This window comes from Hymenobacter lapidiphilus (genome assembly GCF_013377885.1).
Taxonomy (GTDB): Bacteria; Bacteroidota; Bacteroidia; order Cytophagales; family Hymenobacteraceae; genus Hymenobacter; species Hymenobacter lapidiphilus.
Genome location: NZ_JABKAU010000012.1, coordinates 64,916 through 78,967, shown reverse-complemented (window position 1 = coordinate 78,967; position 14,052 = coordinate 64,916). Strand labels below are relative to the sequence as shown.

Sequence of the window (14,052 nt, the reverse complement as noted above, 5' to 3'; positions counted from 1 at the left end):
TCGACTTCCCCACCCCCTACTTTAGTAGCTCTCTATGAGTTGGATTTCCCAAACCCTTACCAGCAGCATTGGCCGCAAAATCATCATGGCCGTTACCGGCCTGTTTCTCTGTTCGTTTCTGGTTGTACACCTTGTCGGTAATCTCCAGCTTTTCAACAACGACAATGGTGTCGCCTTCAACGCGTACTCCGAGTTCATGGGCCACAACCCAATCATTCGCACAATGGAAATTGTGCTGGTATTGGGATTCGGTTTCCATATCTATGAGGGCATAAGCTTGGCCCTTAAGAACCGGGCAGCCCGTGGCAGCCAGGGCTACGTGTCGAACCACGTCGAGCAAAACAGCTCCTGGCACTCGCGCAGCATGGCGCTGCTGGGTTCTATCGTGCTGTTCTTCCTTGTCGTACACCTCTATAACTTTTTCGGCTCGTTGCGCTTTGGTGATGTACCGCGGGACGTAAACGGCAACGAAAATGCCTATGCACTCGTGGTCGATTCCTTTCAAAACCCGCTTTACGTGGCCCTGTATGTTGCAGCGCAGTTCGCCCTGCTTTATCACTTGCTCCACGGTTTCAGCAGTGCTTTCCAGACCCTAGGTTTGGTACACCCTAAGTACACGCCGGCCGTTAAGTTTCTGGGTTACGGCTTCTCAATTGTGGTTTGTGCCGCTTTTGCTGCCATGCCGATTTACTTCTATTTCTTCAAATAAGTCCTAAACTCGCCGCCGATGTTTCCGGATTCCAAACTCCCCGAAGGTCCCATAGCCGAGAAGTGGGAAAAGCATAAGTTCAACGTTAAGCTCGTTAACCCGTCTAATAAGCGGAAGTACGATATTATCGTAGTAGGCACTGGTCTGGCCGGCGCTTCGGCGGCAGCTTCGCTGGCTGAGCTGGGCTACAACGTAAAGGCTTTCACTTTTCACGACTCCCCTCGTCGGGCGCACTCCATCGCCGCTCAGGGTGGTATCAATGCCGCCAAAAACTACCAGAACGACGGCGACTCGGTGTACCGCCTGTTCTACGACACTGTGAAAGGTGGTGACTACCGTTCCCGTGAGGCCAACGTGTATCGCCTGGCCCAGGTGTCAGTCAATATTATCGACCAGTGCGTAGCCCAGGGTGTACCCTTCGCCCGCGAATACGGGGGGCTATTGGCCAACCGCTCGTTCGGTGGTGCACAGGTAAGCCGCACGTTCTATGCCCGCGGCCAGACTGGCCAGCAGTTGCTGCTGGGTGCTTACTCGGCTTTGTCGCGGCAGGTGGCGTATGGCAAAGTGAAGCTGTATACCCGCTCCGAAATGCTGGACCTGGTGACGGTAGACGGACAGGCTCGCGGTATTATCACCCGCAACCTGCTCACCGGTGAGATTGAGCAGCATGCGGCCCACGCCGTGGTGCTGGCCACCGGCGGCTATGGCAACGTGTTCTTCCTGAGCACCAACGCCATGTACTGCAACGCCACCGCGGCGTGGCGGGCCCACAAAAAGGGTGCGTACTTCGCCAACCCCTGCTTCACCCAGATTCACCCTACCTGTATCCCCGTATCGGGCGATTACCAGTCGAAGCTGACGCTTATGTCGGAGTCGTTGCGTAATGACGGCCGCGTGTGGGTACCAGCTACCAAAGAAACGGCTGAGCGCCTGCGCAAGGGCGAAATCAATGTGAACGACATTGCGGAGGCCGACCGTGACTACTTCCTGGAGCGCAAGTACCCGGCTTTCGGTAACCTGGTGCCCCGCGATGTGGCTTCGCGCAACGCCAAGATGATGTGCGACGAAGGTCGTGGCGTAGGCAGCACCGGCCTGGCCGTGTACCTCGATTTTGCCGACGTTATCCAGCGGACCTCGGCCGAAGCAGTTAGCCAGAAGTATGGCAACCTGTTCGACATGTACGCCAAAATCACCGGAGAGAACCCCTACGAGCGGCCCATGCGCATCTACCCGGCGGTTCACTATACCATGGGTGGCCTCTGGGTTGATTACAACCTGCAGACCACGGTGAAGGGCCTCTACGCCACCGGCGAGTGTAACTTCTCCGACCACGGTGCCAACCGTCTCGGCGCTTCGGCCCTCATGCAGGGCCTGGCCGACGGCTATTTCGTGATTCCTTACACGATTGGTGATTACCTGGCTTCTACGCCGCCCAAGCCCGTAACTACCGAAGACCCCGCTTTTGCCGAGGCTACGGCCGCCGTACAGTCGCGGATGCAGCAGCTGATGAGTATCAATGGCACCCGCACTCCCGACGACTTCCATAAGAAGCTCGGCCACCTGATGTGGGAGTACTGCGGCATGTCGCGCAATGCCGAAGGCCTGCGCTTCGCCAAGCAGGAAATTGCCAAGCTGCGCCAGGAGTTCTGGAGCGACCTAAAGCTGGCCGGCACTGAATTGGAGATGAACCAGGCCCTGGAGAAGGCCGGCCGCGTGGCCGACTTCCTGGAGCTAGGCGAGTTGATGGTAGACGATGCCCTGGACCGCAACGAAAGCTGCGGTGGTCACTTCCGCGAGGAGTACCAGACCCCCGAAGGCGAGGCACTGCGCAACGACGACGACTATGCTTATGTTGCCGCTTGGGAGTACATGGGCGACAACCAGCCCGAAAAGCTGAACAAAGAGGAGTTGACGTTCGAGAACGTGAAGCTCACCCAGCGCAGCTACAAGTAATTTTTTCAGCTGTTAGCCTTTAGCTGTTAGCTGTTAGCTTCGTGCCAACAGCCCCTTCAGCCCGACAAGCTAACAGCTATCAGCTAACAGCTAATAGCCAAAAACATGGCCGGAAGTAACCCCAATGCCAAACCAATGAACCTCACCCTGAAGGTGTGGCGGCAGAAAAATCGTGTGAGCGAGGGTGGCATCGTCGATTACAAGGTGAAGGACATCTCGCCCGACATGTCGTTCCTCGAAATGCTCGACGTGCTCAACGAGGACCTGTTGCGCCAGGGCCAGGAGCCGGTGGCTTTCGACCACGACTGCCGCGAAGGTATCTGTGGCTCGTGCAACCTGTTCATCAATGGCCGGGCTCACGGCCCCGAGCAGGGCACCACTACCTGCCAGCTGCACATGCGCAAGTTCTCCGATGGCGACACCATTACTATCGAGCCTTGGCGTGCGGCCGCATTCCCCATCAACAAAGACCTAAGCGTTGACCGCTCGGCCTTCGACCGCATCATTCAGGCGGGTGGTTACGTGAGCATCAATACCGGTGGCACACCCGATGCCAACGAGATTCCGATTCCGAAGAACATTGCTGACCGTGCTTTCGAGGCCGCTACGTGCATCGGTTGCGGCGCTTGCGTGGCAGCCTGCAAAAATGCTTCGGCTATGCTGTTCGTATCGGCCAAGGTAAGCCAGCTGGCCTTGCTTCCCCAGGGACATATCGAGCGCAAAACCCGCGTCGAGAATATGGTGGCCCAGATGGACAAGGAAGGTTTTGGTGCCTGCACCAACATCGGCTCCTGCGCTGCTGAGTGCCCGGTGGGTATCTCGCTTGAAAACATTGCCATTCTCAACCAGGAATTCCTGTTGGCCAAGGCCACTTCTAATAACCTGGCATAAGGTTCAGCGGTTACTCTGTCAGGATTCCCTGAAAAGGCGAAGCGGGCTTCCGTTTCGCCTTTTTCGTTACCTACTATTGCCTTTCGTCTCCTTTCCAACTACCCGAATGCTCACAATTGTTGTTGGCACCAACCGCCCCGATTCCCGCGCCCGCCGCTTAGCCGATTTGTACGCCTGCCTGTTGGCTGAGCATGACGTGGAGGCCTCCATTCTGGATTTGCTGGAGCTCCCGGCCGATTTCACGTTTTCGGCCCTCTATGCCAACGCTGGCAGCCACGACGGCTTCAACCGCCTCGCTGAGCAGGCCAGTGCCGCCGACAAGCTGGTATTTATCGTTCCCGAGTATAACTGCTCGTTTCCAGGTGTGCTGAAGGCTTTTATCGATGGCCTCCCCTACCCTTCGGCGTTAAGTAACAAAAAGGCGGCGCTGGTGGGGCTGAGCAGCGGTGGGCAGGGCGGCTTATTAGCCCTCAACCATCTCACCGATGTACTCATGTACCTGGGAACGGCCGTGCTACCCCAGCGCGTGCGCCTACCTTTTATTGACAAGCACCTAAACGATGACGGTGAACTGACGGAACCCTTCTACGAGATGTTGCTCCGCGAACAAATACCCCACTTGCTCCGGTTTTAGGCAGTCCTGCAGTAGGCATCAGCGGCCAGTAACAGGAACAATATGGCAGAAACGGTTTCGTTAGCGGACCAGCAGATGGCCGAAAGCCGGTTATCTGCGTAAGGGCTGTTTCGATTAACTGTTTTCTGCCGATGAAATATATCCTGCTGCTCGCTGGTTTCGCTCTCCTGAGTTCCTGTACGCTCACGCCACGGCGGGGTAAAAGCAGCCAGCTTGCCCCCGAGCGCGAAATGATGCACCCGGGTAAGTTTCCGAGCGACTCGACCCAGCCTATGAGCCCCGATTCGTTACGATAAAAGCTAACCCATAAAGCAACAGGCCGCCCCGACGAATTCGTCGGGGCGGCCTGTTGCTTTATGGGTTAGCGGGTAAAACTGTCAGCTAATCCACGTTGTCGTGCAGGAAGCGGTTGTCGCCCAGCAGCTCGTTGTCGTCGGAGAGGTTGAAGCGGCTCACGTTCTGCTCCGAAGAAGGCACCACGTTTTCCAGCTTCACCTGACGGCGCAGATAGGCCGGGGTTTCCAGCTGATCTTTCAGCGCGTCATTGGTCAGGCCGTTGCTCAGGGCCTGCAGGCGTTGGCGGCGGTCCTCGGCACGGGCTTCCAGGGAAGGACGGGGTACGCTTTGCTGCATAGTAGCCACAGGCTGCTGCGGCGGGTACTGGTGCTGCAACTGCGGCTCAGGAGCCGGCATAGATGGGGCCGATACCGGCGCGGTGCTGTGTTGCGGGGGCGAAGTATCAAGGTCGCGGATTACGACCGGGGGCTCGATGGGCGCGGGGCTGCTAAACGTAGGCACAAGCGGCGCGGCCGTAGCGGGCTCCTCGTCCTGCCGGTCTGGTCCGGTCGTAGGGTCGGCACGGGCATCGTCGCGGGGTACTACGGCCGTAATGTTGTGGGCGTCGCGGGCGAAACCGGTGGCAATTACGGTTACGCGAATGCTCTGACCCAGCGAAGGGTCGATGCCGTGACCAAAAATAACCTCGGCATTCTGGCCGGCCTTGTCCTGGATGTACTCCGTGATTTCGGTCAGCTCGTCCATCTCCAGCTCGGCCTGGTCGCCCGACATGATGCTGAGCAGAATACGCTGGGCGCCGTGAATATCGGTGTTGTTGAGCAGCGGCGAGGCCAAGGCCTCCTCAGCGGCCCGGGCAGCGCGGTTCTCGCCTTCCGTTACGCTGCTGCCCATTACGGCTGCGCCCGAGTCCTTCATCACCGTTTTCACGTCTTCAAAGTCCACGTTCACGTCCGAGGTTACCGTGATAATCTCGGCAATCGACTTGGCAGCCGTCGTCAGTACAGTATCTGCTTTGGCAAAGGCCGCGCTCAGGGGCAGGTTGCCGTACATCTCGCGGATCTTGTCGTTGAGAATTACCAACACTGTGTCGCAGTCTTCGCTTAGCTCTTTGATGCCCTGCTCGGCCTGCTGGCGCTTTTTACGGCCCTCAAACATGAACGGGGCCGTTACGATGCCTACCGTGAGAATGCCCAGCTCCTTAGCCACCTTGGCAATTACGGGCGCAGCCCCGGTACCGGTGCCACCGCCCATGCCTGCCGTAATGAATACCATGCGGGTACCGTTGCTCAGCAACTCGCGAATCTGCTCGCGGCTCTCGATGGCGGCCTGCTTGCCCCTCTCGGGGTTTGCCCCCGCCCCTAGCCCTTCGGTCAGGTCGATGCCAATTTGCATGCGGTTAGGTACGGGCGACGATGCCAGGGCCTGCTTGTCGGTATTGCAGATTACAAACTCCACGTCTTTTATGCCCTGAGCATACATGTGTTTGACCGCATTGGAGCCACCACCGCCCACACCAATCACTTTGATGATGGAGGTCGATTGCGGCTGTATGTCGAAGGTATAATTCATGCGTAGGGTCAATTAGGAATTAAAAGTCAAAAATTAAAAATCAAGAATTGACGGTCTTGGCAGAGCAGCAATTCTTGATTTTTAACTCTTAATTTTCAATTGACATTAATACTGTTTGTCATCGAAATCATTAATCAGCAGGTCTTTTGTGCGATTAAGAATTCGTTGAAAGAAATCACCGGCGCCCGGCTTTTTGGTAGCCTTTTCGGCCGCCGGAGTGGCCGGAGCTGCTGGAGTCTGCGGAGCAGTAGTAGCCGGGCGCACTTCGGGCGTGGGCACGTAGTAATTCTGCTCCTGCTCGGGCTCCTCGTAGCCGCGCTGGGCCAGGCGGTCGTCGAGCGAGCGGTAGCCAGCCAGCACCAGGCCCACCGTGGTGGCGTACATGGGCGACTTTACCGCTTCAATCTTGCTTTTACCCAAGTGCTCATTGGGGTAGCCAATGCGCGTGTCGAGGCCGGTTACGTACTCGGCCAGCTGCACCAGGTTCTGGAGCTGCGAGCCGCCGCCGGTCATCACGATGCCGGCCGCCAGCTTGTCTTGGAAGCCCAAGCGCTGGATTTCGGCGTACACCAGCTCCACAATTTCCTCCATCCGGGCCTCAATAATGTAGGCCAGGTTTTTCAGGCTGATTTCCTTGGGTGCCCGGTCGCGCAGGCCAGGGATGCTCACGATTTCGTACTCCGAGGCTTCTTCGGCAATAGCCTTGCCAAATTTCACCTTGAGCTGCTCGGCTTGGTTCTGCATCACCTGGCAGCCCTGCTTGATGTCGGTGGTGATGATGTTGCCGCCGAATGGCAATACGGCCGCATGACGGATGATACCATCCTTGAAAATGGCCAGATCGGTCGTGCCGCCGCCAATGTCAACCAGCGCCACACCGGCCTCCTTCTCCTCGTCGCTCAGCACCGACATGCTCGATGCCAGCGGCTCGAGGATCAGGTTATCAATTTCCAGCCCGGCCTTCGTAACGCACTTGTACACGTTGTTGATGGCCGTGCTTTGCGCCGTGATGATGTGGAAATTGCCCTCCAGCCGCACACCCGACATGCCCACCGGGTCCAGAATGCCCTCCTCGTAATCCACCTTATAGTCCTGGGGCATTACGTGGATGATCTGCGAGCCGGGCGGCGTCACCAGGCGATACATGTCGCTGGTGAGGCGCTCCACGTCGGCCTGGGTTATTTCGGTTTCGGCCGAGGCGCGGGTGATGCTGCCGTTGTGCTGCAGGCTCTTGATGTGCTGGCCCGCAATGCCCACGTTCACCACGCCAATGTTGATGCCCGACTGCTCCTCTGCCTGCTTGATGGCCTTCTTAATGGCGTCCACCGTCTTGTCGATATTCGACACAATTCCCCGTACCACGCCTTCCGACACGGCCTTGCCCAAACCAAGAATTTCGAGCTTACCGAATTCATTTTTGCGGCCAACCAAAGCACATATTTTGGTGGTACCGATGTCGAGGCCGACTACAATTTTATCGTGTTGCATGGGAAGGATGGGCGAGGGGTTGGCAGGTGCAGGCAGTAAAAGGGCGTTTAATCCGCTTTAAGGTAGCGTTTTAGACGGATAATTTTATTCACAGATGATCTGATCCTTGAATTCGACGTTGACGCGGTGGTACGTGTCCCAGCCAAGCACCGGCGGAATTTGACGGTAAAATACCATCAGTTTCGCGAATTTTTCCGAAATATTATCAGGAAAGCCAAATTCGACCCGCTGATCACCCACCTGTTGGGTAAATGAAATCTTTCCATTAGGTGCCACGAATATTTCGGCGACCTGTGCGCGCCAGAACGGTTTTTCGTCGATGTAACGCAGGAATTCGAGGTAGCGTATGCCGCTGCTGTCCTGAAAGAAGGAGGCGGCCAGCGGCACGCCGCCAGTTCGTGAGATGGGCACGACCCGGGCCGTGAACAGCGAAGAAAGCGGCAGCTTACGCCCATCGGCATCGAGGTAGCTGTCCTGGCGCGAGTCGGCGTGTACGAGGCGGGCAATGGGGCGGCTCTGGCGCACGTCGGCGTGCAGGTTGCCGGCCAGGTCGCGGTACACCTGGGCCTCCTTCACGAAGCTGTGGGCCTTGAGGCGCGCTTCGAGAGCTTTCAGGTCGATGTCGGAGGGCGCAGAGCCCTCTAGCCGATCGCGTCCCTGGCGGGTCAGCAGGCCGGTTACTTCGCGCTGGCCGATGAAAAAGTTATTGAACTCGTTGCTGACCGATACAATAACGCCCCCAACCTTGCGGTTGGCCTGCCGCACGGCCGCAAATGCCCCCAGCCCCAGCAGCAGCAGCAGGCATACGGTGGCAATCAGCAGGTTCTTAGCGTCGCGCTTCATTCGGGGGTTGGTACTGGGGTCAGGGGAAAAATGAATAGCGGGGCGGGGCTTGCTGCAGGAGCCGTTTCCGGTTGCCGGCAAGCGGCCGGCCGGGCAACTCAGCTATTCAGCCAGCGAATATTCAAAATATTCTTTAATTGAGGCACTAACTGGTCGATGTCGCCGGCGCCTACAGTGGCTAATACGTCAAAATTCGGATTGGTTTCGGCATTTTGCAAAATTTCGTCCTTGGTTTGCAGAGATTTTACCGGCGCCGTGATTTGGGATAAAATCAACTCCGACGTAACGCCCGGCAGTGGCTGCTCGCGCGCTGGGTAGATGTCGAGCAGTACCACTTCGTCGGCAAGGCTCAGACTCTCAGCGAATCCGGGGGCAAAGTCGCGGGTGCGGCTGTAGAGGTGGGGCTGGAAAACCACCCGCAGCCGCCGCCCCGGGTACAGGGCCCGCAGAGACTGTAAGAAGGCCTCGATTTCGCGCGGATGGTGGGCGTAATCGTCTACATATACCTTGGGCTGCGCAGGCGTGCCGGCCGTCACGATGAACTCGAAACGACGCTTCACGCCCCGGTAAGCGGCTACAGCGGCCCGCAATTGCTCGTCGGAAAGGCCGTAAAGACGAGCCACGCAGGCGGCGGCCAGCATATTCTCCACATTATGAAAACCCGGCACAGCCAGCTCCAGATTTTTTATTTGAGCTGTTAGCTTTTTTTGTTCTAGTTCCGCTTCTGGTTCGGCTGGGCCGTGCATGTCGAAGCGGAACAGGTGGCCCTCGGCGGTGATATTGGCGGCGTACAACTCAGGGCCCTGTTCGGGGTTCAGGCCGTAGCGCAGCACCCGCACGCCGGCCGGGGCGGCGGCGGCCACGCTGGCATCGGCCGTGTGGTTGATGATGAGCGTGCCGCCCGGCTGAATCTGCCCCACAAACTGCCGGAACGACTCCAGCAACGTCTCGGCGTCCCCATAAATATCGAGGTGGTCGGCATCGGTGCTCGTCACGATGGCCACCGTCGGAAACAGCGTCAGAAAGCTCCGGTCGTATTCATCGGCTTCAACGACGACGGGGACATTAGTTGCTAGCTGTGAATTGTCAGATGCCGGGTCGTACTTGTTGCTCGTTTTTGGTTGTTCGTTATTTACTTTTTGCGGTTGATTATCCGCAGTGGTATTTACTTCCGCTGCGGAATTTTTAATTCCTACTCCTTTATTTTTAATTGACTCCGGCAGCAGTAAGTTTGAGCCCAGGTTTACGCTGATTCCGCCTAAGAAAGCGGCGCAGGGCACACCGGCGTGGTGCAGCAAGTGAGCTACCATGCTGCTGGTGGTAGTTTTGCCGTGGGTGCCGGCTACCGCAATGGTCGGGCGGCCTTCGGTGAGCACACCAAGCACCTGGCTACGCTTGCGGATATCGTAGCCCTGCTCTCGTAGCCAGGCCCATTCGCGGTGGTCCTTTGGGATGGCGGGCGTGAGCACAACCAGCGTGTCGGCAGGGTTTTCACGCACGGCCAGCGGAATGCTCTCCACCGCGTCATCATAGTGAATCGTGATGCCCTCGGCCGTCAGGGCGTCAGTCAGGGGCGTGCGGGTTTTGTCGTAGCCGCTCACCACGTGCCCGTTGGCCCGGAACCAGCGCGCCAGTGCCGACATGCCGATGCCACCGATACCCAGGAAGAAGACGTTGGTTTTCATTTTTAGGGGTGCAGAGCTTGAATGGTGGTCGTAGATGGGGGCTTGTCGCCGCCCGCTGTGCGCGCAACTGCAACGACAAACGTTCAATGGCGGGCGGGTACAAGCCCCGCCCCTACGCGTTCGGAATCAGTTTCAGCAGCTCGTCCACAATCGTGGCCGTGGCTTGGGGGCGGGCTAGCTGCAGGATGTTGGCGCTTAGCTGCTGCTGGTGCTTCGGGTTGCGGAGTAGCGCCAGGGCTTCGTCGTAAAGTGTGGCAGCGGCCTCAGTGTCGTGCACGAGCAGGGCAGCATCTTTGGTTGTAAGGGCCAGCGCGTTTTTGGTCTGGTGGTCTTCGGCCACGTTGGGCGAGGGCACCAGGATGCTCGGCTTGCCCGTCAGGCACAACTCCGATACCGACAGCGCCCCGGCCCGGCTCACCACTACATCGGCGGCGGCGTAGGCCAGATCCATGCGGCGGATGAACTCCAGGGCCTGCAAACCGGCGGCAGCAAACGGGGCAGCCTGCTTTTCGGCCTCGGGAAAGTAGAGTTTGCCGGTTTGCCAGAGTAGCTGCACGCCGGCCTCCTGCAGGCGGGGTAGCGCTGCGGCAGTGGCCTGGTTGAGCGTACGCGCGCCCAGACTCCCCCCAATAACCAGTAACACCGGGCGGGCGGCATCGAGCCCGAAGAAGGCCAGGGCCTCGGCGCGCTGACCGGCGGCAATTTCGGTGCGCACGGGGTTGCCGGTCAATGTCAGCCGGTCGTTGGGGAAGAACTTGCCCATGCCCTCGTAGGCCACGCAGATACGCTGCACACGCTTGGCCAGCAGCTTATTTACGAGGCCGGCGTAGGAGTTCTGCTCCTGAATAAGGGCCGGAATGCCCCGCGAGGTGGCTGCCAGCAGCACCGGCGCAGAGGCGTAGCCGCCTACGCCCACCACCGCATCGGGCCGGAATTTCTCGATGATTTTGCCTGCTTTGCGCACGGCCCGCATCACCTTAATCGGGAACAGCAGGTTTTTGGGCGTCAGGCTGCGCTGCAAACCGGCAATGTCGAGGCCGATGATGTCGTAGCCGGCCTCGGGTACCCGCGTCATCTCCATACGGCCATTGGCACCCACAAACAGGATTTCGGCGGCCGGAAACCGGCGGCGTACTTCGTTGGCAATGGCCACGGCCGGAAAAATGTGCCCCCCGGTGCCGCCGCCGCTGATGATAAGTTTCATGATTTTTAGCTGTTAGCTAGCAGCTGAGAGCTGTTAGCTTTTGACTGACAACTGCGTTCTGAACGGAAGCTAATAGCCAACAGCCATCAGCTAAGGGCTCAAAGCTAAGCCACTTTCGGAATGCGCGCCGTACCGGCGGGCTGGTCGCTCATGGGGCGGATTTCCCGCTCGCCACGGCTTACGGCCAGGATAATGCCGATGCTGATACCAGTGAAGATGAGCGAGGTGCCACCCATGCTCAGCAGCGGTAGCGGCAGACCAGTAATCGGGCCCAGGCCCACGGCCACGCCCATATTCACCATGGCCTGCAACACTAAGCTAAACGTGAGGCCCGCCGAGAGCAGGCCCCCGAAGGCACCGTAGCTGTTCATGACCGTTTTAAGCCCTCGATAAAGAAAGGCCAGGTAGAGGAACAGCACGATTACGCCCCCGAACAGGCCGTATTCTTCGATGATGATGGCGTAGATGAAGTCGGAGTACGGATGGGGCATGATGTTGCGCTCGGTGCTTTTGCCGGGCCCCTTGCCAAACAGGCCGCCGGTGGCCTCGGCAATGTAGGCGTGCTCTAGCTGAAACGGTACCGGCTTACTCTTGTCGGTGAAGCTCTCGATGCGCGACTGCACCGTTTTCCAGCGCTGCCCGGCTACCAGGCCCACGCCGCCAATCAGAATGCCGATGGCCGCCATAACGGCCATCTGCTTGAGCGGCACCCGCCCAATAAACATCAGCAGCATGCAGGTGGCAAACAGCAGCAACGCCGTGGAGGCGTTGGACAGGATGATAAGCCCGCAAATCACACCCACCCAAATCATTACCGGCAGCAACGTGGTCTTGAAGTCGCCCACGTTTTGCTGGCGGCGGCTGAGCATGGAGGCCAGATGCGTAATGAGGGCCAGCTTGGCCAAATCGGAGGGCTGGAAGGTTTGATTGATGACCGGGATAGTGAGCCAGCGCGAGGCTTCGTTGAGTGTCGAGCCCATCACGAAGGTGAAGACGAGCAGTGGCACCGAAGCCAGCAGCGCGTACAGCGAGAGGCGCGAGTAGTGGCGGTAATCGATGCGGTGCGCCAGCCACATAAACAGCAAACCCAGCACAATGAGGCTGGTATGCTTGAAGAGGAAGTACTCGGTGTTGCCGCCGCGGCTCTTATAGGCCAGCGTGCCCGTCGCCGAGTACACTACGGCAATAGAAATCAGCGAAAACAGCAGCACGATACCCCACAGAATAGGGTCGCCCTTGAGGTTTTTGCGGAGCCAGTTGTTTACCACTGATTTTTACGATTAGAGCTGATTACACTGTTTTTTTGTTCGATTGGGACAACGAACGCGTCATGCTGAGCATTCTGCGCATCAAGCAGAATGCTCAGCATGACGTTCTTTCAATAGTTATTCTCCGGCTTCCAGCGAAGCCACGGCGGCAGCAAATTGCCGGCCACGGTCTTCGTAGTTCTGGAACAGGTCGAAGCTGGCGCAGGCGGGCGAGAGTAGCACCACGTCGCCGGGGGCGGCGAGGGTGGCGGCCCGCTGCACGGCAGCAGCCATGCTTTGGGTTTCTTCGAGGTGCGGTACCACGCTACCGAAGCTGGCGCGGAGCTTTTCGTTGTCGAGGCCCAGGCAAATTAGGGCTTTTACGCGGTTTTCGGCCAGTGGCTGCAGGCTGCTGTAGTCGTTGCCCTTGTCGGTGCCCCCCCCAATCCACACAATCGGGGCCTTTATGCCGTCGAGGGCGTACCAGGCAGCTTCCACGTTGGTAGCCTTACTGTCGTTGATGAAGCGGACGCCACCCACCTCACCTACCAGCTGCAGGCGGTGGTCGGCGTTGCGGAACGTGGCCAGGGCGGCCTCAATCCGGGGGGCATCCAGGCCGGCCAGCCGGGCGCACAGAATGGCGGCCAGCGCGTTCTGGCGGTTGTGCTGGCCAATGAGGGCCGAAGTAGCCGTGCTGATTTCCTCGGCCTCACTGTAAAGCCCGGGCTGCAAATCCACGCAAACTACTTCCTCCTGCAGGTAATAGCCCGCCAGTTGGAAATCGGGGCGCTGGTGCAGGCTGAAGGGCAGCTGGCGCATTGGCCGCAACGCGCTGGGGAAGTAGCGCTGGATGGTTTCGTCGTCGGCGTTGTAGATGAAGAAGTTGCTGCTGTCCTGGTTTTGAGTGATGCGCAGCTTGGCCTTGGCGTACTGTTCGAGCGAGTAGTCGTAGCGGTCGAGGTGGTCGGGGGTGATGTTGAGCAGCACCGAAACCCAGGGCTGGAAGTCGTACGTGTCGTCGAGCTGAAAGGAGCTCAGCTCCAGCACGTAGTAATCATGTTCGTCGGCAATAACCTGCTCGGCCAGCGAGTAGCCCACGTTGCCGGCCAGCCCCACGTTCAGGCCGCCTTCCTTCAGCAGATGGTAGGTGAGCAGCGTGGTGGTGGTTTTGCCGTTGGTGCCCGTAATGGCGATGCATCTGGCGCGGGTATAACGCCCGGCCAGCTCAATTTCAGAAATAATGGGCGTGCCCTTCTTCCGTAACGACTGAATGACGGCCGCTTTTTCCGGGATGCCAGGGCTTTTTACTACCTCATCAGCCGTCAGAATTTCTTCCAGCGTGTGCCTGCCTTCCTCGAACCGGATATTGGCGTTGCGCAGCTTCTGCTGGTATTTGGGCTGAATCGGGCTTTGGTCGGACACGAACACGGTATGCCCCTTGGCCTGGGCCAGCAGCGCCGCCCCTACCCCACTCTCGCCGGCTCCCAGAATTACGTAGTGCATAGTTGTTCTTTTGGGTTTCACGCAGTGTC

The 14,052-nt window shown here is 58.5% G+C and carries 12 protein-coding genes; 5 read left to right on the top strand and 7 right to left on the bottom strand.

From position 1 onward, the window contains the following. The first annotated feature begins 34 nt into the window (after nucleotides 1–34). From HW554_RS08610 to HW554_RS08590, 5 genes are all read left to right on the top strand, one after another. Nucleotides 35–709 (top strand): succinate dehydrogenase cytochrome b subunit, encoded by a 675-nt coding sequence (locus tag HW554_RS08610; protein ID WP_176908175.1) that lies wholly within the window; start codon nucleotides 35–37, stop codon nucleotides 707–709. 18 nt (nucleotides 710–727) lie between these two features. Then, complete coding sequence (locus HW554_RS08605) at nucleotides 728–2,662, top strand: fumarate reductase/succinate dehydrogenase flavoprotein subunit (protein ID WP_176908174.1); 1,935 nt, start codon at nucleotides 728–730, stop codon at nucleotides 2,660–2,662. Between the two features lie 135 nt (nucleotides 2,663–2,797). After that, nucleotides 2,798–3,553: a succinate dehydrogenase/fumarate reductase iron-sulfur subunit gene (locus HW554_RS08600; RefSeq protein WP_176908173.1), complete on the top strand. Its 756-nt coding sequence runs from the start codon at nucleotides 2,798–2,800 to the stop codon at nucleotides 3,551–3,553. A 106-nt stretch (nucleotides 3,554–3,659) separates the two neighbouring features. After that, a complete protein-coding gene (locus HW554_RS08595; RefSeq protein ID WP_176908172.1) occupies nucleotides 3,660–4,187 on the top strand; it encodes an NADPH-dependent FMN reductase in 528 nt (175 codons plus the stop codon). Between the two features lie 131 nt (nucleotides 4,188–4,318). Beyond that, the gene (locus HW554_RS08590) at nucleotides 4,319–4,483 is read left to right on the top strand and encodes a hypothetical protein (protein WP_176908171.1); all 165 of its coding nucleotides are present in this window, start codon (nucleotides 4,319–4,321) and stop codon (nucleotides 4,481–4,483) included. A gap of 85 nt (nucleotides 4,484–4,568) precedes the next feature. Here the strand turns inward: HW554_RS08590 and ftsZ are convergent, their stop codons facing one another. From ftsZ to murD, 7 genes are all read right to left on the bottom strand, one after another. Continuing rightward, the gene (gene ftsZ / locus HW554_RS08585; protein ID WP_176908170.1) at nucleotides 4,569–6,053 is read right to left on the bottom strand and encodes a cell division protein FtsZ; all 1,485 of its coding nucleotides are present in this window, start codon (nucleotides 6,051–6,053) and stop codon (nucleotides 4,569–4,571) included. Between the two features lie 105 nt (nucleotides 6,054–6,158). Then, complete coding sequence (gene ftsA / locus HW554_RS08580) at nucleotides 6,159–7,541, bottom strand: cell division protein FtsA (RefSeq protein WP_176908169.1); 1,383 nt, start codon at nucleotides 7,539–7,541, stop codon at nucleotides 6,159–6,161. A gap of 84 nt (nucleotides 7,542–7,625) precedes the next feature. Beyond that, entirely contained in the window at nucleotides 7,626–8,384 is a 759-nt protein-coding gene (locus HW554_RS08575) for a cell division protein FtsQ/DivIB (protein ID WP_176908168.1), read from the bottom strand. A 98-nt stretch (nucleotides 8,385–8,482) separates the two neighbouring features. After that, nucleotides 8,483–10,069 carry a UDP-N-acetylmuramate--L-alanine ligase gene (locus HW554_RS08570; RefSeq protein ID WP_176908167.1) on the bottom strand — a complete coding sequence of 529 codons (1,587 nt, stop codon included), beginning with the start codon at nucleotides 10,067–10,069 and terminating at the stop codon, nucleotides 8,483–8,485. A gap of 112 nt (nucleotides 10,070–10,181) precedes the next feature. Then, on the bottom strand, nucleotides 10,182–11,273 hold the full coding sequence (gene murG, locus HW554_RS08565) for an undecaprenyldiphospho-muramoylpentapeptide beta-N-acetylglucosaminyltransferase (protein WP_176908166.1): 1,092 nt from the start codon (nucleotides 11,271–11,273) through the stop codon (nucleotides 10,182–10,184). Between the two features lie 104 nt (nucleotides 11,274–11,377). Beyond that, nucleotides 11,378–12,541, bottom strand: coding sequence for an FtsW/RodA/SpoVE family cell cycle protein (locus HW554_RS08560; protein ID WP_176908165.1), 1,164 nt, complete (start codon nucleotides 12,539–12,541; stop codon nucleotides 11,378–11,380). A 117-nt stretch (nucleotides 12,542–12,658) separates the two neighbouring features. After that, nucleotides 12,659–14,023, bottom strand: a complete 1,365-nt coding sequence (murD, locus tag HW554_RS08555) for a UDP-N-acetylmuramoyl-L-alanine--D-glutamate ligase (RefSeq protein ID WP_176908164.1) — start codon at nucleotides 14,021–14,023, stop codon at nucleotides 12,659–12,661. Between the last annotated feature and the right edge of the window lie 29 nt (nucleotides 14,024–14,052).

Coding starts and splice junctions, on each gene's coding strand:
- HW554_RS08610 (WP_176908175.1), top strand. CDS start 35: ATGAGTTGGATTTCCCAAACCCTTACCAGCAGCATTGGCCGCAAAATC.
- HW554_RS08605 (WP_176908174.1), top strand. CDS start 728: ATGTTTCCGGATTCCAAACTCCCCGAAGGTCCCATAGCCGAGAAGTGG.
- HW554_RS08600 (WP_176908173.1), top strand. CDS start 2,798: ATGAACCTCACCCTGAAGGTGTGGCGGCAGAAAAATCGTGTGAGCGAG.
- HW554_RS08595 (WP_176908172.1), top strand. CDS start 3,660: ATGCTCACAATTGTTGTTGGCACCAACCGCCCCGATTCCCGCGCCCGC.
- HW554_RS08590 (WP_176908171.1), top strand. CDS start 4,319: ATGAAATATATCCTGCTGCTCGCTGGTTTCGCTCTCCTGAGTTCCTGT.
- ftsZ (WP_176908170.1), bottom strand. CDS start 6,053: ATGAATTATACCTTCGACATACAGCCGCAATCGACCTCCATCATCAAA.
- ftsA (WP_176908169.1), bottom strand. CDS start 7,541: ATGCAACACGATAAAATTGTAGTCGGCCTCGACATCGGTACCACCAAA.
- HW554_RS08575 (WP_176908168.1), bottom strand. CDS start 8,384: ATGAAGCGCGACGCTAAGAACCTGCTGATTGCCACCGTATGCCTGCTG.
- HW554_RS08570 (WP_176908167.1), bottom strand. CDS start 10,069: ATGAAAACCAACGTCTTCTTCCTGGGTATCGGTGGCATCGGCATGTCG.
- murG (WP_176908166.1), bottom strand. CDS start 11,273: ATGAAACTTATCATCAGCGGCGGCGGCACCGGGGGGCACATTTTTCCG.
- murD (WP_176908164.1), bottom strand. CDS start 14,023: ATGCACTACGTAATTCTGGGAGCCGGCGAGAGTGGGGTAGGGGCGGCG.